This window comes from Flavobacterium sp. N3904, assembly GCF_025947305.1.
Classification (GTDB): domain Bacteria; phylum Bacteroidota; class Bacteroidia; order Flavobacteriales; family Flavobacteriaceae; genus Flavobacterium.
Genome location: NZ_CP110009.1, coordinates 2,839,764 through 2,863,458, shown reverse-complemented (window position 1 = coordinate 2,863,458; position 23,695 = coordinate 2,839,764). Strand labels below are relative to the sequence as shown.

The following is a 23,695-nucleotide window of genomic DNA, read 5'->3' as shown; positions in this document are numbered from 1 at the left end:
GAATAATATTAGAGAAAGAATTAAATTTAATTAACAAACGATTTCGTTTTAATAATACGCTGACTTAAATATTTATAAACTTTTATATTTGTCATTTTTAACTGTAGAAATTGTTTCTTTGTTCCACTATTATGATGCAAACAACGAACTTAAAATCTTTTAATGCCTGAATATTTCCTGGATAAAGAATACAACAACCATACTTATGGCGTGGATGAAGTCAATTTTAAGGAGTTCGAATGTTGTACATTTAATCATTGTACGTTCTCGGCTTGTAACTTTATGGATGTTACTTTTATTGATTGTGTTTTTAATGATTGTGTTTTTAGCGAAGGCAAAATCAATCATGTAGCGTTGAGAACTGTAACATTCAACAGATGTGAAATCAAAGATGTCAATTTTGCCATGTGTAACAAACTCATTTTTGAAGTTCGCTTTAATGATTGCGTGCTGGATTTTTCGAAGTTTTATACCTTGAAAATAAAAGGAACTCCATTCATCAATTGCAGTTTGGTAGCGGTAGATTTTATGGCTACCGATTTGACTGAAGTACTCTTTGAAAATTGCGATTTGTACCGCGCCGAATTTGCCAAAGCCATTGCCAACAAAGCCAATTTCAAGACCAGTTACAACTACACTATTGACCCAAAAGTCACAAAATTAAAGAAAGCAATCTTTGCATTAGAAGGGCTGAAAGGTTTGCTTTATAGACACGACATAATAGTAAAGTAACTCCTTAAGAAATAATTTTCCCGTCTTCCATAGTGATAATTCTATTGGTTTTATTAGCAAAATCAGTATCATGTGTAACAATGAGTAAGGTTTGTTTTTTTTCTAATGTTAGTTCATTAAAAATATCATAAACCAAATCGCTATTTTTTTTATCCAAATTTCCTGTTGGTTCATCACCCATTATTATCAAAGGATCATTAATCAATGCACGAGCAATGGCAACCCGCTGTTTTTGGCCTCCACTTAACTGATTTGGCATTTTTAGCGCTTGTTCTTCCATACCTAATGTTTTTAAATGTTCCAATGCGCGATGCTCTAATTCCTGTTCGGAATATTTTGCCAATTTTAGTCCAGGCAACATCACATTTCTCAATACATTATATTCGATTAACAAATAGTGAAACTGAAATACAAAACCAATATTTTCATTTCGGATTTGTGCTAATACTTTATCCGCTTTTCCCGTTACAAGCTCATTATGAATTAATATTTGACCTTCATAATCGGTATCCATAGTAGAAAGTAAATACAACAAAGTCGATTTACCACAACCCGATTTCCCCACAATCGAAACAAATTCTCCATGATCAATACTCATGTTTATTTCTGTAAGTACTTTGAATTTTACTGGATCATAAAAATATTTTGTCAATCCTTTTGTTTCTAAAACTATATTATTCTCCATAATTACTTCCCTCTAATGATTTCTACTGGATCAATCTTACTGGCTTTTGAAGCAGGAAAGTAGCCTGCAATTGTGGTCGTAAATAAGGCAAAAATGATTCCTATGGTATAATAAATTCCATCATAATAAATAGGGTAAGTTGTTATGGTGGGCAAAGAAGTAGTCTTGAACGGAATCACATCTATAATCGAAGAAAAAATAAAACCAAACAACAATCCAAACATTCCTCCTACAAAACCTATTATTAAGGAAAGAGAAATAAAAATCCACCTTACGTCATTCCCAGAAAAACCTGTCGCTTTTAGAATGGCAATACTGTCCATTTTTTCATAAATCATCATGTTTAGAATATTATAAATCCCGAAACCAGCCACTATCAGCAACACAACTCCTACTGCATAGGATATAATAGTTCGAACACTACTTCCTGTTTCAAACTGAGCATTGGCTGTTTTGTAATCAATGGTATCCAAATTAAATTTGTCTCGAAACTCTTTGGAAAGTTCTGGTGCAGTTGTTTTGTCGTGCAATTGTATTTGAATATCGGTAATATAATTAGTGGGTTCTCCAAGTAATTTTTGTGCGGTGTCGAGTGAAGTATAACTCATAACATCGTCTACCTCGGCTATACCCATTTGAGAAATACCTACAATTTTAAGGGAAGACAAATTTCCACTGGGAGCAGTAATTTTAATAATATCCCCAACAGTGAGCATCATTTTACTGGCAAGACCTTTCCCAAGAATAATGCTGTTATTTTGTAACAAATTGGTAACCTTTCCTTCAATAATGTATTCGCTGACTTTGAATATTTTCTCTTCTGATAAAACATCAATTCCATTGATAATTCCCGAAATTTCAATCGTTCCTGAATTAAAAAAAACGGGTGTTGTTATTTTTGGCGCCACATCAATAATACGCGGGTCTTTTTTTAAATAAGCAATAATGGCTTTGCTGTTATAAATCGATTTACCAATATCTTTTGGTTTTATGGATCGTATAAAATTAGTGTTGTTTTTATAGGCTTCCGCCAAAGTTATCGGCTGATGTTCGGATGGTTTTATATCATTATACAAACGCACATGAGGCGTTCTATTAAGCATCAAACCGTCCAACAGGTCATTTAATCCATTCATAAAACTAACCAAAGCAATAAACATAGCAATACTAAAAGTTACGCCAATAGCAGCAACTATAGTTTGTTTAAGCCTTGCTTGAAGCAAATGCAATGCAATGTTTAATATGAGTTTAAAGTTCATTATTCGGGTTTAAAAATAGATTCGTCTGGTTTTAGACCTTCCAAAATTTCGACTTTTTGATAATCACTCAAGCCTGTTTTTACTTTTCTTTTTTCCTTTTTACTGACTAAAACATATTCGTTTTGAATCAAATAATTCTTTGGAATTGTAATTACATTCTTTTTGGTTTTAATCACGATATTCGCTTCGGCAGTTAAGTTTGGATAAAGTTTAGGAGGTGGTTTTACAAAGTGAGCTTCAATTTTGAATGTTCGGGATTGTTCTACCATAATTGGATAAATTTTATCAATTATTGCCTCAAAAACAGCTCCTTTATAACTGTCCATGGTAACATAGACTTTTTGTCCGAGAGTTACTCGAACCATATCGTTTTCATCGACTTCAAGTTCTAACAAGAAGGCGTTGGCTTTTCCTATGGTCGCTAACGGAATTTGTGGTGTAATATAAGCGCCTTCTCGAACCAATATGTCAAATAATTGTCCCGAAAATGCGCTTTTGACAGTAAAATCTTTTTGATTTTTTTGATTGATTTTTAGTGTATTGCTATTTATAGTTTCTTGGTTTTGCAATTGCGCTTTGAGTTGTGCCAATTGTTTTATTGCAGCTTCATATTCTAGTTTTGAAGTTTTGTAAGTGAGTACTAATCTTTCGTATTCTACATCCGAAATATATTCTAACTCTTTCACTTTTTTATTTCGTTTTAGAATAGATTCATCTAAAAGCATTTTGTTTTTTGCAGATAGAATTTTTATTTCTATTTCGGCAATACGATCTTTAGAGTATTGATTGTTCTCTTTACTGAGTTGATAAGCCAATTCCGCATTTTGAGAGTTCAAATTAGCTCGATCTTCGTCTAATTCGAATAACTTTTGACCCACAAATATTGTTTGTCCAACCGTAGCGTCTATTTTTTTTAAATTTCCACTTACAGTTGCATAAACAACATACTGACCCTCTGATTTTACTACTCCTGAGGCGTAAACACTTTCGGTAACATCCCCAAAAGTGGGCTTAATCTCGCCATCTTCTTTCTTAGAACAAGATACTACCAGAAAAAAAACATATCCATAAACAAATATTGATTTGAAATTCATTTTGTATTTTTTTGACGCTTATTTACATACGAAAACTGATATAAATATACGACTTAAAAAATTGTAAAAAAAGAATGATTCTTACATAATTCCAATTTAAATAGTAGTCAAATAAAATGATTATTGTGCAGACATCATGCTGTCAAATCGCTTTTGCATTTCTTCAAAACTCATGTCTTCTTTGTGCGTTGTGATCATCCATTTATAGCCAAAAGGATCCATTACCTGCCCTACTCGATCTCCATAAAACATATCTTCAATAGCCATCACCAGAGTTGCACCTGCATCAAGTGCTTTTTGAAATACGGCATCGGCATCTTTTACATACAATCCAAAAGACATTGGGTTTCCACCAATGGTCAAAGGACTTTTATTTCCCCAATCGATATTCTCGTCGGCCATCATCAGTAAAGAGCCTTCAATATCTATTTCTGCGTGACCAATTTTACCGTCTGGCATCAATAATCGGCCTTTTTCTGTTGCGTCAAATGCTTTTTTGTAAAACTCAATAGCGTCGCTACATCCTTTGATTGTTATGTAGGCATTCAAGGTATATGCTCCAGGGTAAATGTGTGATGTTTTCATGTATTTTAATTTTTAAAGTTTTTAATTTAACAAATGAAAAATTCCATAAAACAAAGTATTAAAATTACTCATTTTTCTGAATTACAGAATGTTACACGAAATTAATTTAAAAAAAAAATTGATTAACTTATAAAATTTATAGGTTTTATTATCGACTCTTAAAACCTGGTTTTATATAAAAATCCATCAAAATTTTAGAGCTCCGTAACTTCGAGTGTTTTTGGCCTAAGTAATTACTATTTGAAAACGAAAGTTAATGCGCCAAAAATGTATCGAGAAGCTTTTTATAAGAGTACAAAATATTATTTACTTTAGCATTATGAAACAATCTTATGTCTATATATTAAAGTGTTCCAACAAAACTTATTATACCGGGGTTACGAGCAATTTGGCACAAAGAATATTTCAACATCAATCAGGATTTTATCCAGATTGTTACACCTTTAATAAAAGACCTGTCGAATTGGTTTTTTATTGTGAATTCACAGATATAAATATTGCAATAGAAAAAGAGAAACAAATCAAAAAGTGGTCACAAGCGAAAAAAGAAGCTTTGATTAATGATGATTATGATTCCCTTCCAAATTTAGCTAAGAAAAGATTCAAATTATAAATTCTTCCTAAACTTATTGGAATTTTGAGAAGTAATATTAATGTAAGGGTTCTCGATACATTTTTTAAAGCAGAACATTTCGTTTTACAAAGAAAATCCGTTTAGCTTTAAAAAACACTCGAACTGACGACCTTATTGATTTGTATCTTCTCCCGTCAATTCTAATGTTTTTAGCTTAAGTAAATACAATTTTAAAATTAAAGGTAATAAGCCAATCCCGAATTTATTTGGGAATATTGAATGCGTTATTTTCAAAAGGGTTCTTTAAACGCATTTTAAGATTGTAACAAATTCAATAATAAATTTATTGACCTGAGCGAATAGGAGAAGCAATCGGTTTCTCCATAACATAATCTTCCATAAGGTAACCGTGATCCAATTCAATATTAACTTCTTCCACGATTTCGAATCCTAATTTTTGATAAAAATGTAATGCTTTATTGAATCGGTTTACGTTTAGCGAAAGTGCGGTCGAATCGTTCTCTTTGGCTACACTTTCGACAAAATCAATTAATTTCTTTCCAATTCCTTTTCCTTGTGTTTGTGGTAAAATATAAATTTTATGAATTTTGGTTTGTTGTTTTTGGTTGTAATGATGCTCATAGGAAGCAAAACCTAAAATCTCCTCTCCTTCTTTGGCCAATACAAAATAATGTCCCTTATTGGTAACACTGTCCTTTAGCGCTTCTTCATTATAAAAAGCTTCCAACATAAAATCCAATTGCGCTTTCGAAAGGATTTCGCCATAAGCAATAGGCCAAGTTTGATATGCAATACTTTGAATTGTATTATAATCGTTTGCCGTAGCTGCTACTATCTTTATCATTTATTTCAATTAATTATAACTAATAATAAGAATCTATGATGATGATTAACCACAATGACTTCTCACTATTCACTATTCACCATTTACAATTAAAAGCTACCCGTGAATCGTCTCACTTTTGCCATAATTGGCAATAATGGATTCTTCAAATTCCAGCCATTCTCTCCAACGTTTTTCGACATCGATTCCAACCCCATATTTTCGGGCGTAAGTTATAAAAGTAGTATAATGACCTGCTTCGCTTTCCATTAAATCACGATAAAATTTGGCTAACTCTTCATCTTTAAAATTCTCTGAAAGTACTTTGAAACGCTCGCAGCTTCTGGCTTCAATCATGGCCGAAAACAATAAACGTTCCACCAATCCTGAAACACGGCTTCCATCTCCGCTTTTTTTCATGTACAAATACAATTCGTTTACATAATCGTCTTTGCGCTCGCGGCCCAATTTCAAACCACGTTTGATAATAATATTGTGCACTTGTTCAAAATGATCGATTTCTTCTTTGGCCAAGGCCAATAAATCCTTCACCAAATCTTGGTGTTCTGAATTATTGGTGATAATGGTAATAGCATTTGTAGCCGCTTTTTGTTCGCACCAAGCATGATCCGTAAGAATCTCTTCGATGTTTTTTTCTACAATATTTACCCATCTGGGATCGGTTGGCAATTTTAATCTTAGTACTGACATTTTAAAATTAGTTTAAGGTTTAAAAATTTGTTTAAAGTTTAAGGTTTTCTAAAAAAAAAGAGTTTAAAGTTCGAACTTTTGCACAATACAAAACCTTAAACTTTAAACTCTTTAAACTATTAAACAAAAATTTAGAACACAAAGATTGCTCTTTCGCTCATCATTTCGTTTACTTCATTGGCTACTTCTTCGATGATATCTTCATTGGTATGGTTCATTAAAACCTTATCAATCATGGCAACAATCGTTTCCATATCTTCTTCAACAAGACCACGAGTGGTGATTGCCGGTGTTCCAACACGAATACCTGAAGTTACAAATGGTGATTTATCATCAAATGGAACCATATTTTTATTTACGGTAATTTCAGCTTTTACTAATGCATTTTCAGCATCTTTTCCTGAAATTCCTTTGTTTCTAAGGTCAATCAACATCATGTGATTGTCAGTTCCTCCAGAGATAATATTGTATCCTCTTTTCACAAAAGCATCAGCCATTGCGTTGGCATTTTTTTGCAATTGTCTAGCATAAGTAAAGAACTCATCTTGCAATGCTTCACCAAAAGCAACCGCTTTGGCAGCAATAATGTGCATCAATGGTCCGCCTTGATTTCCTGGAAAAACCGCAAGATCCAATAAAGATGACATCATTCTAATTTCTCCTTTTGGTGTAGTTAACCCCCAAGGATTTTCAAAATCTTTACCCATCATAATCAAACCTCCACGTGGTCCACGCAATGTTTTGTGAGTTGTAGTCGTTACGATATGACAATGAGGAATTGGGTCATTCATTAAACCTTTGGCAATAAGCCCAGCAGGATGTGAAATATCAGCCATCAAAATAGCTCCTACACTATCTGCAATTACTCTAAAACGTTCAAAATCCATATCACGAGAATAAGCCGAAGCTCCTGCGATGATTAATTTTGGTTGTTCTTTAGTAGCAATTTCTTGAATTTTATCGTAGTTCAAACGACCAGTTTCTTGATCTACACCATAGAAAACAGGACTGTACAAACGTCCAGAAAAATTTACTGGTGAACCGTGAGTTAAGTGTCCTCCGTGAGATAAATCGAAACCTAATATTTTATCACCTGGTTTCAAGCAAGCAAAAAATACCGCTGTATTGGCCTGTGAACCCGAGTGCGGTTGTACGTTTGCGTACTCAGCTCCAAATAATGCTTTGGCTCTGTCGATAGCAATTTGTTCAACAACATCCACTACTTCGCAACCTCCGTAGTATCTTTTGCCAGGATATCCTTCGGCATATTTATTCGTTAAAACAGATCCAGCAGCTTCCATTACTTCGTCACTTACGAAGTTTTCAGAAGCTATAAGTTCTAGTCCGTGTATTTGTCTGTCTTGTTCTTCAAGAATGAGGTCAAAAATTTGTTCGTCGCGTTGCATTTCTTTGATTTTCGTTAATTTGACGCAAAAATACAAAAAAACGTTTGTTTAACTGTTAGATTATAATATATTTGACATGTAATTTTCAACAAACAATTAACACTATCATGCCAATAACAGCCAACGACACTAGTAGAAAATCATGGTTAGATGTACTGCCAGACAGTGATTTCCCTATTCAAAATATTCCTTTTGGTGTTTTTCTTACCAAAGAAAATATCGTTACAGTAGGTACTCGAATTGGTGATTTTGCTATCGATTTGGGTGCTTTACAGCAGTTAAATTATTTTGAAGGCATCGAATTGACAGATGATATGTTCATGCAAGATACTTTGAATGACTTTATATCCGATGGTCAAAAAACTTGGCGATTAGTTCGAAATCGCATCTCCGATATTTTTGAAGAAAGCAATACAACCTTAAGAGACAATCCCAAACATAGAGATATTATAATCTTTAATATGGAAGATGTAGAAATGCAACTCCCAGTATTAATTGGTGATTATACTGATTTTTATTCTAGTAAAGAACATGCCACCAATGTAGGCAAAATGTTTCGTGACCCAGAAAATGCTTTATTACCCAACTGGCTATATATACCGGTAGGTTATCATGGCCGTAGCTCAACTATTATTCCATCCGGAATTCCAATACACAGACCAATGGGACAAACGTTGCCTAATGGAGAAACCAGTCCTGTTTTTGGACCTTCCCGTTTGGTAGATTTTGAATTGGAAACTGCTTTTATTACTACCGATGTTAATGTAATGGGTGAGAATGTTCCTGTAGGTGAAACAGAAGATTATATTTTTGGAATGGTTTTATTGAATGATTGGAGCGCTCGTGATATCCAGAAATGGGAATATGTACCACTGGGACCATTCTTAGCCAAAAATTTTGCTTCGACCATTTCTCCTTGGATTGTAACTTTGGATGCTTTAGAACCTTTTAGAACCAAAGGCCCTAAACAAGAACCAATGCCTCTTCCTTACTTACAACAAAAAGGAAAACATTCATTCGATATCAATCTTGAAGTAGCTATTGCTCCTGAAAATGCGAATCCAACTATCATTTCTAGATCCAATTTCAAATACATGTATTGGACAATGAGTCAGCAACTGGCCCACCACACCTCAAACGGTTGTCGTGTAAACTCTGGTGATATGATGGGTTCGGGAACAATTTCCGGTCCTACAGAAGACAGTTTTGGATCGATGCTGGAACTGACCTGGGGTGGAAAAAACCCAATAAAATTGAATGACGGAACCGAACGAAAATTTATCAATGATGGTGACACCGTAATCATTAAAGGATATAGCCAGAACGGACAAGTTCGTATTGGTTTTGGAGAATGCTCCAGTAAATTACTACCTCCTTTTGTAAGACCGTAATTAAAAGAATAGTATACCAACCGACAATTTAAACTTGTCGGTTTTTTTTTGAAATTTATTAAATAATCCCCAAAAGGAATAGTAAGTTTGCATTCTATTTAAAGTTTAAAACTGACCTAAATTCATTACCCCCATAAAATGAAAAAAATTACTTTTATAATTGCTTTTTTTATATTATTTACTTCTTGTGGCGTAAAACAAACCCAAAACAACCTGGCTTCAGGTAATTACGATGCTGCTATAGATATTGCTATTTCCAATTTGCGTACCAATAAAGAAAAAAAAGGGAAACAGGATTATATTTATTTATTGGAAGAGGCTTTCGCCAAGGCCAAAGAGCGGGATTTAAATTCAATTAGCTTTTTGAGCAAAGAGAATAATCCAAATAATTTAGAGAAAATATACAATACCTATTTGGCTTTAAATGACCGTCAAGAGAAAATCAAACCTTTGCTTCCGCTAAAATTAATCAAAGAAGGACGCAATGCCATTTTTCCTTTTGACAATTATAACGATCAAATCATAAGCAGTAAAAATGCGTTATCCAACTATTTATATACCAACGCCAAAGCATTAATGCTTACTGGAAACAAGATGAATTATCGTAGGGTTTATGATGACTTAACCTATTTGGATAAAATAAATCCAAATTATAAAGACATTTCCAAAATCATGGATGAAGCACAGTTTAAGGGAACCGATTTTGTTACAGTGTATACCAAAAACGAGACAAACATGATTATTCCGGTACAACTTCAAAACGATTTATTGGATTTTAAAACCTACGGATTGAATGACAAATGGACGGTTTATCACAGTACCAAACAAAAAGACATTAATTATGATTACGGAATGATAATTAATTTCAGAAGTATTTTAATCTCACCAGAACAAATTAAGGAAAGAGAATTTGTAAAAGAACGCCAAGTAAAAGACGGACAAAAAAAACAGCTTGATGCCAACGGCAGAGTCGCTCTAGATAAAGAAGGAAAACCGATAATGGTTGATAATATGATTAATGCAACTGTGAAAATCTACGAAATAAGACAATTTAAATCCTGTCAAATCACCGCCAAAGTAGATTATATTGATTTCAGAACCAATCAGTTATTAGACTCTTTTCCTATCACGAGTGAGTTTGTTTTCGAAAATATTTACTCAACTTACAAAGGTGATCGCCGGGCTGCCGATGACAATTATTATTCTTATTTTGACAAAAGAGCTGTTCCTTTTCCCACCAGCGAACAAATGGTATACGATACTGGCGAAGATTTGAAAGCCAAAATCAAAAATATTATTACTCGCAATCAGTTTAGGAAATAAGGGGTTTCAAATTTACAATTACAAAAAAAACAACTCGTTTTTGAGTTGTTTATGAGTATCTATTTTTCATTCCCTTTTATAATTCCTCTTGTTGATTGTGTGATGAAATGTATAATTTTATCACGCTCGATTGTTTGTTTAAAATGCTTTTCGATGAACTCCAGAGCCAATGTGGTATTTCTTTTTTCTTGAAAAATAATACGGTAAATTTCTTTTAGCTCATTTATTTTCTCAGATTCAAATCCTCTTCTTTTTAAACCTACAGTATTTAAACCTACATATCTCAAAGGTTCTCGAGCAGCCATTACATAAGGCGGGACATCTTTTACAATTCGGCTAATACCGCTTATCATACATTGTTCTCCAATAACCGAAAATTGATGTATTGCAGTTAATCCGCTAATATTAGCCCAATCACCTACAATTACTTCTCCTGCCATTCCAACACTAAATCCTACAATACAGTTATTACCTATTATACAATCATGCCCAATATGAGCATTCGACATCAATAAATTATTGTCTCCAATACTCGTTTTTTGCTTTGATGCTGTTCCTTTATTTATGGTTACAAACTCTCGTATAATGTTGTTATTACCAATCTCTAATGAAGTAGATTCCCCTTTATACTTTAAATCCTGTGGAATTCCTGCCAGTACAGCACCTGAATGGATTTGACAATTTTTCCCAATCTTAGTTCCATCAAGAATACTGACATTATTACCAATCCAAGTATTATCACCAATAATCACATCATTCTCTATTATAGTAAAATTGCCAATATGTACATTTTTTCCAATATTAGCTTCTTTCCCAATTATTATATTTTTCACATTACGTCTATTTAAATTGAAGACAAATGTTGGGATTATTAAACTATTTTTTATTGATTTAAAGTCAATTAATTGAAGCTCTTATTCTGCTTAAAGTTTCTTGGCTTACGCCAATGAGTGACGCAATATTTTTTAATTTTGCTTTTTCTATAATCTGCGGAAATGAAGTCAGTAAATACAAATACTTTTCCTGAGCATTCATTAATTTATACAAATGATGAAACTCATTGATTCTGGAAAGGTAAAGGCGAAGTTGTTTTATATGAAATTTAGAAAACAACGGATACTCTAATAAAATTTGTTCATCAGCATATGATAAGGTATATACTATGGTTTCTTCACATGCCTGAAAGAATTCGAAAGATGGTTTTTGTTCAAAAAAACTACTTAATGAGGTAATAAACTGATTATTGGAATATATCCATTTTGTTACATCATCACCATCATCATAATAGAATCTGCGCACTAATCCCGATTTAATGAAGCATACTTTTGAACATATCTTTCCGGCTTCAATAATAAATTCATTTTTTTTATACACTTCTTTAATAAAGTATTTTTTGACAGCTTGTTCCGTTTCTAAATCAAGTTCTTGAAAATTATTTATAAATGCAATTAGTTCGGTCATCTTATATATTTTGTTGATTACTGTAGTTTGTAAAGATACAACGGAACGTTTTGTTAATCAAAAAACTGTCAAATCAATACTAAAAGTTAGCTTTGCAATCGTTTGTTATAATCTCTTTTAATCTTCAGTTTACTACAACATGTCTTAACTTTCTTTGGATACTAAATTAGCACATACATACCTCCTTTGATAAAAAAAATAAAAAATACTCCAAAAAAACTACCTTTTAAACCAAAATTTCTTTTTTAATACAAAAATAACCTGATTTGTTAAAAATTTGACTTTTGCAAAAATTTTACGTTTAAGTTTAAAATTTAATTGTACTTTTGCATCGATGAAAAAAATAGAAACATATAAAACAATTATCTCTCGGATAATCACACCTACGACTTCTCCCGAAGTACGGATGCTATAATTATAGCCTCCATAGTGTAATCGTATTATATTTATTCATTTCTTATTTTATCGTTTTGAAATTATTTCCATATCTATTTGGATTAATACATCCTAAAGAAATTACCAAACACATTTTATCTATCTGTAATTCAATTATTTGGATTGTTCTTTACTTCATTTATTCTATATTTGATAGTGCAAAACCAGAACATTTTAAACATGATTGCAGTGCATTTTTTAACCTAAAATATAACTCTTGAAATGAATATTTCTATTGTAGTAACTCAGGAAGAACATTATAAGTATGCGCAGGAAATATGCGATACGATAGAATCATCTGCCCTGTTAAGAGGTACTGGAATTGCCAAAAGAACCCCAGAATACATCCAAAAGAAGATGGAAAAAGGTGATGCAGTTATTGCGCTTAATAACGGAATCTTTGCTGGTTTTTGTTATATCGAAAGTTGGCAACACGGTCAGTTTGTGGCCCACTCTGGTTTAATCGTACATCCGGATTACAGAAATTTAGGATTGGCCAAAAAAATAAAATCATTTGTATTCGACTATTCGTTGCAAAAATATCCGGACGCCAAAGTATTCGGAATTACAACAGGATTGGCGGTGATGAAAATCAATTCGGATTTGGGATACAAACCAGTTCCTTTTTCGGAACTGACCAACGACCCAAGTTTCTGGAAAGGCTGTCAAACCTGTACCAATTATGACATATTAAAAAGCAAGGAACACAAGATGTGTTTGTGTACCGGAATGCTTTTTGACCCAAAAGAAAAGCCGAAAGATCCTCCCAAACATCCTTTTAATGTGAGAGTTCTCAATAGATTAATAGCCATTAAAAAATCTTTATTTTTAAAAAAATAATTAACTAAGAAATATAAAGCCTAAAGCAAATGGCACTTGCCAATGCCTAAAAGCAAAAAAATAAAAAATCATGAAATCGGAGATTCACGACCTCCACAAAACAATAAAAAATGGGAAGTAAAAAAGTAGTATTAGCATATAGTGGAGGATTAGACACATCTTACTGTCTTAAATATTTGAAAAATGAAAAAGGGTATGAAGTGCATACCGTATTAATCAATACTGGCGGTTTTGATGAAGCCGAATTAAAAGCTATCGAAGACAGAGCCTATGAGCTAGGAAGCGCCAAACACGCCAACCTGACTATCGTTGAAAAATATTATGACAAAGCAATCAAATATTTGATTTACGGAAATGTGTTAAAAAACAACACCTATCCACTATCTGTAAGTGCTGAGCGTGTTTTTCAAGCGATTGAAGCCATAAAATATGCCAAATCTGTTGGTGCCGAAGCAATTGCTCACGGAAGTACCGGTGCCGGAAATGACCAAATTCGTTTTGATTTAATTTTCCAAACCATCGCTCCCGAAATTGAAATCATCACACCTATCAGAGACTTAAAACTTTCAAGACAGGAAGAAGTGGATTATTTGTCTAAAAATGGCGTTCACTATTCTTGGGAAAAAGCACAATACTCCATCAACAAAGGGCTTTGGGGAACTAGCGTAGGCGGAAAAGAAACTTTGACATCCAACCAAGCTTTGCCAGGCGAAGCCTACCCATCTCAATTGCAAAAAACAGGTGAAGAAAAAGTAACGCTCCAATTCGGAAAAGGACAATTAGTGGGCATCAACGATGTTCTTGATACTCCAACCAAAAATATCGTTGCTTTGGAAAAATTAGCCAACGCCTATGCGATTGGTAGAGACATTCACGTGGGTGACACCATTATCGGAATCAAAGGAAGAGTTGGTTTTGAAGCCGCTGCACCGCTAATCATCATTAAAGCGCATCATTTATTAGAGAAACACACCCTTGGAAAATGGCAACAATACTGGAAAGAACAACTAGGAAACTGGTACGGAATGTTATTTCACGAAGGTCAATTTCTGGATCCTGTAATGCGCAACATCGAGGCTTTCCTTGAAGATACTCAAGCTACTGTAAACGGAACTGTGATTGTTTCGCTTAAACCGTATCACTTCACGCTGGACGGAATCGAGTCCGAAAACGACTTGATGAATACCGGTTTTGGTCAATACGGCGAAATGAACAACGCTTGGACGTCTGACGATGCCAAAGGATTTATCAAAATTCTGGGGAATGCACAAAACATATTCTCATCGGTAAACAAATTGACACACGATTAATTCGGTTATTCAAAGAATAATTTAGAGCGAAAGTTTAAGCATTTTCAGAAGGTATCGGTTCCCGCCATCATTCCAATCTTTTGCACCGAACACCGGCACAAAAGGATTTTCCCTTCTGTCGGGGCTAAAGAGGGAATATTAGGAATTTTTGGAGTTATCCAAATCAACAAAAAAATATAAAAAACACTAATTATAGTACGTTTTAAAATTTAAAATTATGATTAACATAGGTATAATTGGCGGATCTGGCTATACAGCCGGAGAACTCATCAGAATATTAATGTTTCATCCCGATGTTACTATCGATTTTGTTTACAGCACCACCAATGCTGGAAAACCGCTTTCGGTAGCGCATCACGATTTGTTGGGCGATATCGAAATGAATTTTACCGATACTGTAAATCCAAATGTGAATGTGGTTTTCCTATGTTTAGGACACGGGAAATCAAAAACATTTTTAACCGAAAACCAATTTGCAAGCCATACCAAAATCATCGATTTAGGAAATGATTTCAGATTGCACAAAGACGAAGTATTTAATGGTAAAAAATTTATTTACGGCTTACCAGAACTAAACAAAACAGCAATCAAAAACGCCCAATTCATTGCAAATCCGGGCTGTTTTGCCACTGCGATTCAGTTGGCTTTATTGCCTTTGGCGAAAGCCAAATTATTGAACAGCGATGTGCACATCAACGCCACAACGGGAAGCACTGGAGCTGGAGTTGGACTTTCCGAGACTTCGCATTTCAGTTGGAGAAACAACAATATGTCGCATTATAAAGCTTTCGAACACCAACATTTGGGTGAAATATCCGAAAGCTTGCACCAATTGCAAAATGATTTCACAAACGAATTGCTGTTCATTCCGAACAGAGGGGATTTCCCGAGAGGAATTTTTGCAACATTATACACCACTTGCGACGAAAGTTTGGAGAATATTGTAGCCAAATACGAAGCGTTCTATAAAAACCAGCCTTTTGTAACCGTCACCAAGTCTGGTATCAATATGAAACAAGTTGTCCAAACGAATAAATGCATAATTAGTTTAGAAAAAAAAGGAAACCGGATTTTGATTACTTCGGTAATCGATAATTTAGTCAAAGGCGCCTCAGGACAAGCCATTCAAAACATGAATTTAATGTTTGGATTGGAAGAAAGTACGGGATTGCATTTGAAACCAAGTGGATTTTAAAAATTTGTTTAAAGTTTAAAAGTTTAAAGTTGCTCGTGTAACCTTAAACCTTAAACTTTAAACCTTAAACAAAAAAACAACAATGAACTTATTTGACGTTTACCCTTTATACAACATCACTCCTGTAAAAGCTTTAGATTGCACAATTACAGATGAAAATGGTGTAGAATATTTAGATTTATACAGTGGTCACGGAGTAATCTCCATAGGCCACACACAACCGGATTATGTAGCCAAATTAAAAAATCAATTGGATAATATCGGGTTTTATTCAAATGCGATTCAGAATCCATTGCAAGTGGAATTGGCCGAAAAACTTGGCAAACTTTCGGGATGCGAAGAGTACAGTTTATTCTTGTGCAGTTCTGGAGCAGAAGCCAATGAAAACGCACTAAAACTCGCTTCTTTCCACAACGGAAAATCAAGAGTGATTGCGTTCGACAACTCTTTCCACGGAAGAACATCAGCAGCGGTTGCAGTAACCGACAACAAAAAAATTGTGGCTCCAATCAATGCACAACAAATTGTTACTTTCTTGCCTTTAAACAATCTCGATTTGGTCGAAGCTGAATTGAAAAAAGGCGATGTTTGTGCTGTGATTATCGAAGGAATTCAAGGTGTTGGTGGACTGGACGAAGGAACAACCGAATTTTTCCAAGGATTAGAGAAATTGTGTAATCAGTACGCAGTAGTTTTGATTTTGGACGAAGTACAGTCTGGATACGGAAGAAGTGGAAAATTCTTTGCTTTTCAACACCACAACATCAAACCGGATATTATTTGCCTTGCCAAAGGAATGGGGAACGGTTTCCCTATTGGCGGAATCCTGATTGCACCAAAATTCACTGCTAGCCATGGATTACTTGGAACTACCTTTGGAGGAAGCCATCTTGCTTGTGCCGCCGGTATTGCCGTTTTGGACGTAATTGAAAATCAAAAACTAATAGACAACGTAAATGACGTTTACGGGTATTTCTTGGAGGCCATCAAACAAGTTCCTGAAATTGTCAAAGTAAAAGGAAAAGGATTGATGTTGGGAGTAGAATTTGATTTTGAAGTGGGTCCTTTACGTAAAAAACTGATTGTCGAAAAACTGATTTTCACAGGAAGTGCCAACAATAAAAATCTATTGAGAATCCTTCCTCCTTTGACAGTCAAAAAAGAAGCTATTGATACATTTATAGTCGCCTTAAAAGAAAGCTTAGCAGAATTGAAAGCGTAGTTTTTAATTCGAAAATCTAATCAAAAAAACTAACCAATGAGCCATTTATTACCGATACAAAAAAGAAATGCAGTTCTGAATCGAATGGCAGATTTGCTCGAACAAGAAAGAACAAACATCAAAAAAAGCAATCAGGAAGACCTTGAAAATTACAAAGGTGATGATTTAGCAATGGAAAAACGTTTGCTTGTGGATGATGCCAAAATTGACGGTATGATTCTTTCGTTGCGTCAATTGTTTGCTCAAGAAGATCCTGTTGGCAAAGAACGCTTTCATTTTGTACATGATAATAGCATCAAAATCACCAATAAAACAGCGGCTTTCGGAACGATATTGATTATTTATGAATCAAGACCGGACGTAACCGTTGAAGCGGGCGGTATCGCTTTCAAATCCGGTAATAAAATCCTTTTGAAAGGCGGTAAAGAATCGTTACGCTCCAATTTGAAGATTGTCAGTCTTTGGCACCAAGCTTTAAAAGACAATGATGTAGATACGAATTGGGTCGAATATTTGAATTACGACCGAAACGAAACACAAGCCTTTTTGGAAAAACCAACCCAAAAAGTAGATTTAATTGTACCAAGAGGTGGAGAAAATCTAATTGATTTTGTCAAGAAACACGCTACTTGTCCCGTAATTGTCAGCGGTCGTGGAAACAATTTTGTTTATGTAGAGAAGGAAGCCAATTTAGACCAAGCGCTGAATATCATTATAAATGGTAAAACCTCAAATATTTCAGTTTGTAATGCTTTGGACAAAGTATTAATCGACATGAATTTGCCAAACTGGGAAGCTTTTGCCAAAAAAGTGGTTACCGAATTACAACAAAAAAACGTCACTGTTTTAGGAGACGAAACGATTTCAAAAACAACAAAAGTTTCTCAAATAGAATCGGATTTGGTTTGGTACGAAGAATTTTTGGATTATAAAATTGTAATTGGCGTTATCAATTCCAATCAAGAAGCCATTGAAAAAATAAATAAATATTGTGGTGGACATTCGGCTTCCATCATCACCAAAAATGACGCTGTTGCTCAAGAATTCATGGAAAACGTGGATACGGCAGCGGTATATCAAAACGCTTCTACCCGATTCACCGATGGAGGACAATTTGGCCTAGGTGGAGAATTAGCGATAAGCACTGATAAATTGCACCAACGCGGTCCCATTGGATTACAACATTTGGTGACCAATAAATGGTATGTTTATGGAGATGGACAGATTCGCTGAGGAGATTGCAGATTGTTGATTAACGATTTTGATTTCAGAATAAAGATAATGGAATAAAGATTTTTAGGAAGATAATGCTTTGCGAACATTGCGTTTTTAAGCGTTTCAATTATAAAAAACTTTGCGCCCCTTGCGGTTAAAACCGTTTAAAAATATAAAAATGGCTAAAAAAAGAATATTACTAAAGTTAGGCAGCAACACCTTAACCAAAGAAACCAATCACATTTCGAGAGGAAAAATTGAGGATATTGGGGTGCAAATAGCGGCTTTACAAGACGAATACGAATTCATTATTGTGAGTTCAGGGGCAATTGCGGCTGCCAAACAATTTGTAAAACTAGACAATAACGATCAGGATGTTTTTGTAAAACAAGCTTTGGCATCGATTGGACAGCCTCATTTGATGCGGATTTACCATGAGAATTTTAGTGATTTGGGATTGCATATTTCACAATGTCTGCTCTCTTACTCTGATTTTGAAAAGGAACAATCCAAAATCAACATTGTAAACACCATCAATGTTTTAGTCAAAAACAGTTATATACCAATTATCAATGAAAATGATACAGTAGCAACCGACGAAATCAAATTTGGAGATAATGATAAATTAGCGGCATTAACCGCAGTATTATTAAACGTTGATATACTGATTATTGCAACCAACACCAACGGTATTTACACCAAATCGTCAATAAACGATGATGTACCGGAAACAATAGAATTGGTAACCGATTTATCGCTATTGCAAAAAGAAATTGGCGACAAAAAATCGTCTCACGGAACGGGCGGTATGCAATCCAAAATTGATTCGGCTGCCATTGCAAAAAAATCGAATATCGAAACTTGGATTGTAAATGGACTGGAAGATAATTTTATGTTGAAGGCTTTAAAGGGAGATATTAAATTTACTAAGATTATTTAATATATCCGTTTTTAATGTGATAGTTAATATTATCGTTTATTTAGGCGATAATTTAATTTATCATCTTTTTAAACGATATTTTAATTTATCATTGTTTTAGACGATAATTTGAATTATCTTTATTTCATAAATTTGAATTATGATAGCAATTATTACAGCCGACATTATCAATTCAAGGAAATTGACAAATCAAGATACCTGGATTACTCCTCTAAAAAAATTATTAAACACTTATGGTCCAACACCAAAAAAGTGGGAAATCTTTAGAGGTGATTATTTTCAAATCGAAATTGAAGATCCAAATGAAGCATTACTAGTATCTTTAAAAATAAAAGCATTGATAAAAAGCATCAACGCCTCCGAAGGACAAAAAAAAACAACTTCGATCGATGTTCGAATGGCTATCGGTTTAGGAACAAAAGAATATAGTGCTGACAGAATTTCGGAGAGCAATGGTACAGCGTTTATCAATTCGGGTGAAAAGTTTGAAAAGCTAAAAAAGGAAAAAACAACACTGGCAATTCAATCGTCTTTCCCAAATTTTGATTATGAAATGAATTTATACCTAAAATTGGCCGTTATACAAATGGACGCTTGGACAGTAAATTCGGCCGCCTTATTTAATACCTTATTTGAAGATCCAGAAAAAAAACAAGCAGAAATAGGAGCAATTTTGGGTATCGGTCAAAATTCAGTGAGCGGCAGATTCAAACGCGCCCACGTTGACGAAATTCTGGAATTGGAAAAAATGTATCGTTTTAAGCTAAAAGGATTAACACAATGATAGTACTAGTAAAATTAATTTTAGCACATATTCTAGGTGATTTTCTGCTGCAACCCAATAGCTGGGTAAAAGCAAAAGAAGAAAAAAAAGCATTAGCTTGGCAGTTATATGTTCATGCATTGATTCACGGCTTGCTGTCATTACTGCTTTTATTTGACATATCCGATTGGAAATTACCAGCAATAATAATGCTTAGCCATTTAATTATAGATTACATCAAATTAAAATTTCAAACAGAAAAATCTAAAATCACTTGGTTTGTTGTTGATCAAATAATGCACCTGGTAGTAATCTTATTTTTAGGCTTATATTGGCTAAACAAAGAGAAAGAACTTTTTGAATTTTTACTTTCAGATACATTTATTATTCTTGCAACGGCAGTACTTTTTTTGACACAGCCTGTTTCAATCATATTAGGTGTATTGATAAAACCATGGTCAGATGCAATACCTAATGAAAAAGAGCAATCACTCAAAAATGCAGGCAAATACATTGGAATACTCGAAAGATTGTTGGTATTTCTATTTATTTGTACACATCATTTTGAGGCCGTTGGTTTTTTATTGGCTACAAAATCAGTTTTTAGATTTGGAGATTTAAAAGAATCAAAAGAACGGAAACTAACAGAATATATACTCATCGGAACATTATTGAGTTTTGGAATTGCCTTGTTGGTGGGATTATTAACTCAATATCTATTAAAAACCTGAATATATTAACTGCAAGTCCATTATCCAATTAACAAACAACAACCATGAACTACACCTCAATAAAAGAAATAGATTCACTCCAAAAATGGGTGAAACAAGCCATAAAAATCAAAAAAAATCCGCTCAAAAACAAAAAACTAGGAAAAAACAAAACCTTAGTAATGTTGTTTTTTAACTCTAGTTTGAGAACACGTTTGAGTACTCAAAAAGCAGCCATAAATTTAGGAATGAACGTTATGGTAATGAACTTTGGAAGCGAAGGCTGGACACTGGAATTTGAGGACGGAACCATCATGAACCAAGGCGCATCAGAACACATCAAAGAAGCTGCTGAAGTAGTTTCGAAATATGCAGATATTATTGCAATTAGAGCTTTTGCAGGATTGGTTGACAAAGAAAAAGACAATGCCGAAACAGTAATGAGCGGTTTCTTGAAATATGCCACAGTGCCTATCCTAAATATGGAAAGTGCAACAGGACATCCATTGCAATCCCTTGCCGATGCGATCACGATGGAAGAACACAAGACCAAACACCGCCCAAAAGTGGTATTGTCATGGGCACCGCACCCGAGAGCGTTACCTCAGGCCGTTCCCAATTCATTTGTAGAAATGATGCAATTGCAAACCGAAATGGATTTTGTCATTACACACCCTGAAGGCTATGAACTAAATCCAGAAATCACAAAAGACTCAAAAATCGAGTATGACCAAGACAAAGCTTTTGAAAATGCCGATTTTATCTATGCCAAAAACTGGAGCAACTACAAAGAATATGGTAAAATCACCAATTCCGACCCGAATTGGACGATTACTACCGATAAAATGAAACTGACCAACAATGCCAAATTCATGCACTGTTTGCCTGTAAGACGTAACGTAATTGTAACAGATGAAGTAATTGACAGCGAAAATTCGATTGTAATTCAACAAGCTAATAATAGAACCTATTCGGCTCAATTGGTATTGCAGAAGATTTTGAAAAAATTAGACAAATAAAATGACAAAATTATCAATCATAAAAATAGGTGGCAACATCATCGACGATCCAACCGAATTGGCACAATTCCTTACTGATTTTTCTAAAATCGAAGGCTACAAAATACTTGTTCACGGTGGTGGAAAATCGGCTACTAAAATGGCACAAAGTATCGGACTAGTTCCTCAAATGATTGATGGACGCCGCATTACCGATGCGCCAATGCTGGATGTAGTAGTAATGATTTATGCAGGTGAAATCAACAAAAATATAGTGGCTCAACTGCAAGGCAATACTACCAATGCGATGGGATTTTCGGGTGCCGATGGTAATTTAATTCTGTCCACTAAAAGAAATCATCCCACAATTGATTATGGTTTTGTGGGCGATGTACAAAAAGTGAATACGCCTTTATTGGAAACGCTCCTAAAAAGCGGAATAACTCCTATTTTTTGTGCCATCACGCACGATGGAAAAGGACAATTATTGAATACCAACGCCGATACGATTGCCAGTGAATTGGCCATCGCCTTATCCGAAATATTCGAAGTTACTTTGACCTATTGTTTTGAAAAACCAGGCGTTTTGTACGATGCAGAGGATGACAGTTCGGTAATCGAACAAATCAACCACGAATTGTACACCAAATTAAAAGCCGAAAAAGCCATACATTCGGGGATGATACCTAAATTAGACAATTGTTTCAACAGTTTGTCCAAAGGCGTTCAGAAAATAAAAATTGGACACCACAGCATGTTGCAAAACGAAGGAATCGTTCATACAAGTATTGAATTATAAAAACATGAAAAACATAGAAACCCTAACACAAGAGGCCATTGCTTTATTAAAATCGTTGATCGAAACTCCTTCCTTTTCAAGCGAAGAAGATCAAACAGCGCTTTTAATCGAAAATTGGTTCCGTCAAAACAGTATTCCTTTCGAGCGGGAAAACAATAATATTTGGGCTTACAATGAGCATTTTGACAAATCCAAACCCACACTGTTACTCAACTCGCACCACGACACTGTAAAACCGAATCAGGGCTATACCAATGACCCGTTCAAAGCCATTGAAAAAGACGGCAAATTGTACGGATTGGGCAGTAATGATGCGGGTGGTTGTTTGGTTTCGCTTATGGCGACTTTCGTTTATTTTTATGCCAACGAAAACCTTTCTCACAATATAGTAATGGTAGCCTCAGCCGAGGAAGAAAGCAGCGGTAAACAAGGCCTCAACAGTGTTTTAAAACATTTACCCGTGTTGGATTGCGCCATCGTGGGTGAACCTACTTTGATGCAATTGGCTGTAGCCGAAAAAGGATTATTGGTACTCGATGTCGTTGTCAAAGGCACCGCCAGTCACGCTGCTCACACCAACCCTGACAACCCAATTTACAATGCGATGAAAGTAATTGAGTGGTTTAACACCTACCAATTCGAAAAAATATCGGAAGTTTTAGGTCCTGTAAAAATGACCGTTACCCAAATCAATGCCGGAAAACAACACAACGTAGTTCCTGCCGAATGCCATTTGGTAGTCGATATTCGCGTAAATGACTGTTACAGCAATGTCGAGATTTTGGAAACCGTCAACAAGAATTTAACCGCGCAAATCACACCGCGTTCGATGCATTTGAATGCCTCGTCTATTCCCGTTTCGCACGGTTTGGTGCAAGCCGGAATCGCATTGGGAAGAACGACCTATGGCTCTCCTACCCTTTCGGATCAGTCGGTTTTGAGTTGTCAATCCTTGAAGCTTGGGCCAGGAGAATCCCTGCGGTCACACTCGGCAGACGAATTTATATATGTAAACGAAATTGAAGAAGGCATCCAATTATACATCAAAATACTGGGAGACTTCTTGAAGAACTAAAATATTCATCCTGAGCATAGTCGTAGGAAGGAGCTAATCCCGCTATCCACTCCAATCTTTTTATTTTTAAAGAAAAAATAAAAAGGATTTCCGATTCTATCGGGGCTAGGGCCATCAGGAAACAAGAA

General features: G+C 34.7%; 24 protein-coding genes. 15 read left to right on the top strand and 9 right to left on the bottom strand.

Annotated elements, in window-relative coordinates:
• Positions 1-162 precede the first annotated feature (162 nt).
• A complete protein-coding gene (locus tag OLM57_RS12220; protein WP_264563976.1) occupies positions 163-732 on the top strand; it encodes a pentapeptide repeat-containing protein in 570 nt (189 codons plus the stop codon).
• A 4-nt stretch (positions 733-736) separates the two neighbouring features.
• On the opposite strand, the gene OLM57_RS12215 is transcribed toward OLM57_RS12220, so the two are convergent.
• From OLM57_RS12215 to OLM57_RS12200, 4 genes are all read right to left on the bottom strand, one after another.
• Positions 737-1,417 carry an ABC transporter ATP-binding protein gene (locus OLM57_RS12215; RefSeq protein WP_264563975.1) on the bottom strand — a complete coding sequence of 227 codons (681 nt, stop codon included), beginning with the start codon at positions 1,415-1,417 and terminating at the stop codon, positions 737-739.
• Between the two features lie 2 nt (positions 1,418-1,419).
• Positions 1,420-2,676, bottom strand: coding sequence for an ABC transporter permease (locus OLM57_RS12210; protein WP_264563974.1), 1,257 nt, complete (start codon positions 2,674-2,676; stop codon positions 1,420-1,422).
• Positions 2,676-3,770 carry an efflux RND transporter periplasmic adaptor subunit gene (locus OLM57_RS12205; RefSeq protein WP_264563973.1) on the bottom strand — a complete coding sequence of 365 codons (1,095 nt, stop codon included), beginning with the start codon at positions 3,768-3,770 and terminating at the stop codon, positions 2,676-2,678. The genes OLM57_RS12210 and OLM57_RS12205 overlap by 1 nt, the downstream gene beginning before the upstream one ends.
• Positions 3,771-3,890: 120 nt before the next feature.
• Positions 3,891-4,355, bottom strand: coding sequence for a VOC family protein (locus OLM57_RS12200; RefSeq protein ID WP_264563972.1), 465 nt, complete (start codon positions 4,353-4,355; stop codon positions 3,891-3,893).
• 319 nt (positions 4,356-4,674) lie between these two features.
• Here OLM57_RS12200 and OLM57_RS12195 point away from each other — a divergent pair, with 319 nt between their 5' ends.
• A complete protein-coding gene (locus OLM57_RS12195) occupies positions 4,675-4,968 on the top strand; it encodes a GIY-YIG nuclease family protein (RefSeq protein ID WP_264563971.1) in 294 nt (97 codons plus the stop codon).
• A 304-nt stretch (positions 4,969-5,272) separates the two neighbouring features.
• On the opposite strand, the gene OLM57_RS12190 is transcribed toward OLM57_RS12195, so the two are convergent.
• The 3 genes from OLM57_RS12190 to glyA form a co-directional block, all read right to left on the bottom strand.
• Positions 5,273-5,794 carry a GNAT family N-acetyltransferase gene (locus OLM57_RS12190; RefSeq protein WP_264563970.1) on the bottom strand — a complete coding sequence of 174 codons (522 nt, stop codon included), beginning with the start codon at positions 5,792-5,794 and terminating at the stop codon, positions 5,273-5,275.
• A 96-nt stretch (positions 5,795-5,890) separates the two neighbouring features.
• Positions 5,891-6,484, bottom strand: coding sequence for a tRNA-(ms[2]io[6]A)-hydroxylase (locus OLM57_RS12185; RefSeq protein ID WP_264563969.1), 594 nt, complete (start codon positions 6,482-6,484; stop codon positions 5,891-5,893).
• A 131-nt stretch (positions 6,485-6,615) separates the two neighbouring features.
• Complete coding sequence (glyA, locus tag OLM57_RS12180; RefSeq protein WP_264563968.1) at positions 6,616-7,890, bottom strand: serine hydroxymethyltransferase; 1,275 nt, start codon at positions 7,888-7,890, stop codon at positions 6,616-6,618.
• A gap of 107 nt (positions 7,891-7,997) precedes the next feature.
• Between glyA and fahA the strand changes: the two genes are divergently transcribed.
• Positions 7,998-9,281 carry a fumarylacetoacetase gene (gene fahA, locus OLM57_RS12175; RefSeq protein WP_264563967.1) on the top strand — a complete coding sequence of 428 codons (1,284 nt, stop codon included), beginning with the start codon at positions 7,998-8,000 and terminating at the stop codon, positions 9,279-9,281.
• 138 nt (positions 9,282-9,419) lie between these two features.
• Positions 9,420-10,604 (top strand): hypothetical protein, encoded by a 1,185-nt coding sequence (locus OLM57_RS12170; protein WP_264563966.1) that lies wholly within the window; start codon positions 9,420-9,422, stop codon positions 10,602-10,604.
• A gap of 59 nt (positions 10,605-10,663) precedes the next feature.
• On the opposite strand, the gene lpxA is transcribed toward OLM57_RS12170, so the two are convergent.
• Positions 10,664-11,437: an acyl-ACP--UDP-N-acetylglucosamine O-acyltransferase gene (lpxA, locus tag OLM57_RS12165; protein ID WP_264563965.1), complete on the bottom strand. Its 774-nt coding sequence runs from the start codon at positions 11,435-11,437 to the stop codon at positions 10,664-10,666.
• A 64-nt stretch (positions 11,438-11,501) separates the two neighbouring features.
• Entirely contained in the window at positions 11,502-12,065 is a 564-nt protein-coding gene (locus OLM57_RS12160; protein WP_264563964.1) for a Crp/Fnr family transcriptional regulator, read from the bottom strand.
• A 657-nt stretch (positions 12,066-12,722) separates the two neighbouring features.
• Between OLM57_RS12160 and OLM57_RS12155 the strand changes: the two genes are divergently transcribed.
• From OLM57_RS12155 to OLM57_RS12105, 11 genes are all read left to right on the top strand, one after another.
• Positions 12,723-13,340: a GNAT family N-acetyltransferase gene (locus tag OLM57_RS12155; protein ID WP_264563963.1), complete on the top strand. Its 618-nt coding sequence runs from the start codon at positions 12,723-12,725 to the stop codon at positions 13,338-13,340.
• A 110-nt stretch (positions 13,341-13,450) separates the two neighbouring features.
• A complete protein-coding gene (locus tag OLM57_RS12150; RefSeq protein ID WP_264563962.1) occupies positions 13,451-14,650 on the top strand; it encodes an argininosuccinate synthase in 1,200 nt (399 codons plus the stop codon).
• A 217-nt stretch (positions 14,651-14,867) separates the two neighbouring features.
• Positions 14,868-15,845, top strand: coding sequence for an N-acetyl-gamma-glutamyl-phosphate reductase (gene argC, locus OLM57_RS12145; protein ID WP_264563961.1), 978 nt, complete (start codon positions 14,868-14,870; stop codon positions 15,843-15,845).
• A gap of 82 nt (positions 15,846-15,927) precedes the next feature.
• Positions 15,928-17,067, top strand: a complete 1,140-nt coding sequence (locus tag OLM57_RS12140; protein ID WP_264563960.1) for an aspartate aminotransferase family protein — start codon at positions 15,928-15,930, stop codon at positions 17,065-17,067.
• Positions 17,068-17,103: 36 nt separating this feature from the next.
• Positions 17,104-18,300 (top strand): glutamate-5-semialdehyde dehydrogenase, encoded by a 1,197-nt coding sequence (locus OLM57_RS12135; RefSeq protein ID WP_264563959.1) that lies wholly within the window; start codon positions 17,104-17,106, stop codon positions 18,298-18,300.
• Positions 18,301-18,460: 160 nt separating this feature from the next.
• The gene (gene proB, locus OLM57_RS12130) at positions 18,461-19,222 is read left to right on the top strand and encodes a glutamate 5-kinase (RefSeq protein WP_264563958.1); all 762 of its coding nucleotides are present in this window, start codon (positions 18,461-18,463) and stop codon (positions 19,220-19,222) included.
• A gap of 139 nt (positions 19,223-19,361) precedes the next feature.
• Complete coding sequence (locus OLM57_RS12125) at positions 19,362-20,006, top strand: SatD family protein (protein WP_264563957.1); 645 nt, start codon at positions 19,362-19,364, stop codon at positions 20,004-20,006.
• Complete coding sequence (locus tag OLM57_RS12120) at positions 20,003-20,716, top strand: DUF3307 domain-containing protein (RefSeq protein ID WP_264563956.1); 714 nt, start codon at positions 20,003-20,005, stop codon at positions 20,714-20,716. The genes OLM57_RS12125 and OLM57_RS12120 overlap by 4 nt, the downstream gene beginning before the upstream one ends.
• Positions 20,717-20,760: 44 nt before the next feature.
• A complete protein-coding gene (locus OLM57_RS12115; protein ID WP_264563955.1) occupies positions 20,761-21,714 on the top strand; it encodes an N-acetylornithine carbamoyltransferase in 954 nt (317 codons plus the stop codon).
• Between the two features lies 1 nt (position 21,715).
• Positions 21,716-22,492: an acetylglutamate kinase gene (gene argB / locus OLM57_RS12110; RefSeq protein WP_264563954.1), complete on the top strand. Its 777-nt coding sequence runs from the start codon at positions 21,716-21,718 to the stop codon at positions 22,490-22,492.
• Between the two features lie 4 nt (positions 22,493-22,496).
• Positions 22,497-23,567: a M20 family metallo-hydrolase gene (locus tag OLM57_RS12105; protein ID WP_264563953.1), complete on the top strand. Its 1,071-nt coding sequence runs from the start codon at positions 22,497-22,499 to the stop codon at positions 23,565-23,567.
• Positions 23,568-23,695: the final 128 nt, after the last annotated feature.

What these genes read in the sequence shown, in the direction of transcription:
- OLM57_RS12205 (WP_264563973.1), bottom strand. Translation starts at nt 3,770, where the DNA reads ATGAATTTCAAATCAATATTTGTTTATGGATATGTTTTTTTTCTGGTA.
- OLM57_RS12220 (WP_264563976.1), top strand. Translation starts at nt 163, where the DNA reads ATGCCTGAATATTTCCTGGATAAAGAATACAACAACCATACTTATGGC.
- OLM57_RS12210 (WP_264563974.1), bottom strand. Translation starts at nt 2,676, where the DNA reads ATGAACTTTAAACTCATATTAAACATTGCATTGCATTTGCTTCAAGCA.
- OLM57_RS12140 (WP_264563960.1), top strand. Translation starts at nt 15,928, where the DNA reads ATGAACTTATTTGACGTTTACCCTTTATACAACATCACTCCTGTAAAA.
- OLM57_RS12190 (WP_264563970.1), bottom strand. Translation starts at nt 5,794, where the DNA reads ATGATAAAGATAGTAGCAGCTACGGCAAACGATTATAATACAATTCAA.
- glyA (WP_264563968.1), bottom strand. Translation starts at nt 7,890, where the DNA reads ATGCAACGCGACGAACAAATTTTTGACCTCATTCTTGAAGAACAAGAC.
- OLM57_RS12160 (WP_264563964.1), bottom strand. Translation starts at nt 12,065, where the DNA reads ATGACCGAACTAATTGCATTTATAAATAATTTTCAAGAACTTGATTTA.
- OLM57_RS12170 (WP_264563966.1), top strand. Translation starts at nt 9,420, where the DNA reads ATGAAAAAAATTACTTTTATAATTGCTTTTTTTATATTATTTACTTCT.
- proB (WP_264563958.1), top strand. Translation starts at nt 18,461, where the DNA reads ATGGCTAAAAAAAGAATATTACTAAAGTTAGGCAGCAACACCTTAACC.
- OLM57_RS12185 (WP_264563969.1), bottom strand. Translation starts at nt 6,484, where the DNA reads ATGTCAGTACTAAGATTAAAATTGCCAACCGATCCCAGATGGGTAAAT.
- OLM57_RS12105 (WP_264563953.1), top strand. Translation starts at nt 22,497, where the DNA reads ATGAAAAACATAGAAACCCTAACACAAGAGGCCATTGCTTTATTAAAA.
- OLM57_RS12200 (WP_264563972.1), bottom strand. Translation starts at nt 4,355, where the DNA reads ATGAAAACATCACACATTTACCCTGGAGCATATACCTTGAATGCCTAC.
- OLM57_RS12125 (WP_264563957.1), top strand. Translation starts at nt 19,362, where the DNA reads ATGATAGCAATTATTACAGCCGACATTATCAATTCAAGGAAATTGACA.
- argB (WP_264563954.1), top strand. Translation starts at nt 21,716, where the DNA reads ATGACAAAATTATCAATCATAAAAATAGGTGGCAACATCATCGACGAT.
- OLM57_RS12120 (WP_264563956.1), top strand. Translation starts at nt 20,003, where the DNA reads ATGATAGTACTAGTAAAATTAATTTTAGCACATATTCTAGGTGATTTT.
- OLM57_RS12155 (WP_264563963.1), top strand. Translation starts at nt 12,723, where the DNA reads ATGAATATTTCTATTGTAGTAACTCAGGAAGAACATTATAAGTATGCG.
- OLM57_RS12115 (WP_264563955.1), top strand. Translation starts at nt 20,761, where the DNA reads ATGAACTACACCTCAATAAAAGAAATAGATTCACTCCAAAAATGGGTG.
- OLM57_RS12195 (WP_264563971.1), top strand. Translation starts at nt 4,675, where the DNA reads ATGAAACAATCTTATGTCTATATATTAAAGTGTTCCAACAAAACTTAT.
- OLM57_RS12150 (WP_264563962.1), top strand. Translation starts at nt 13,451, where the DNA reads ATGGGAAGTAAAAAAGTAGTATTAGCATATAGTGGAGGATTAGACACA.
- fahA (WP_264563967.1), top strand. Translation starts at nt 7,998, where the DNA reads ATGCCAATAACAGCCAACGACACTAGTAGAAAATCATGGTTAGATGTA.
- argC (WP_264563961.1), top strand. Translation starts at nt 14,868, where the DNA reads ATGATTAACATAGGTATAATTGGCGGATCTGGCTATACAGCCGGAGAA.
- OLM57_RS12135 (WP_264563959.1), top strand. Translation starts at nt 17,104, where the DNA reads ATGAGCCATTTATTACCGATACAAAAAAGAAATGCAGTTCTGAATCGA.
- OLM57_RS12215 (WP_264563975.1), bottom strand. Translation starts at nt 1,417, where the DNA reads ATGGAGAATAATATAGTTTTAGAAACAAAAGGATTGACAAAATATTTT.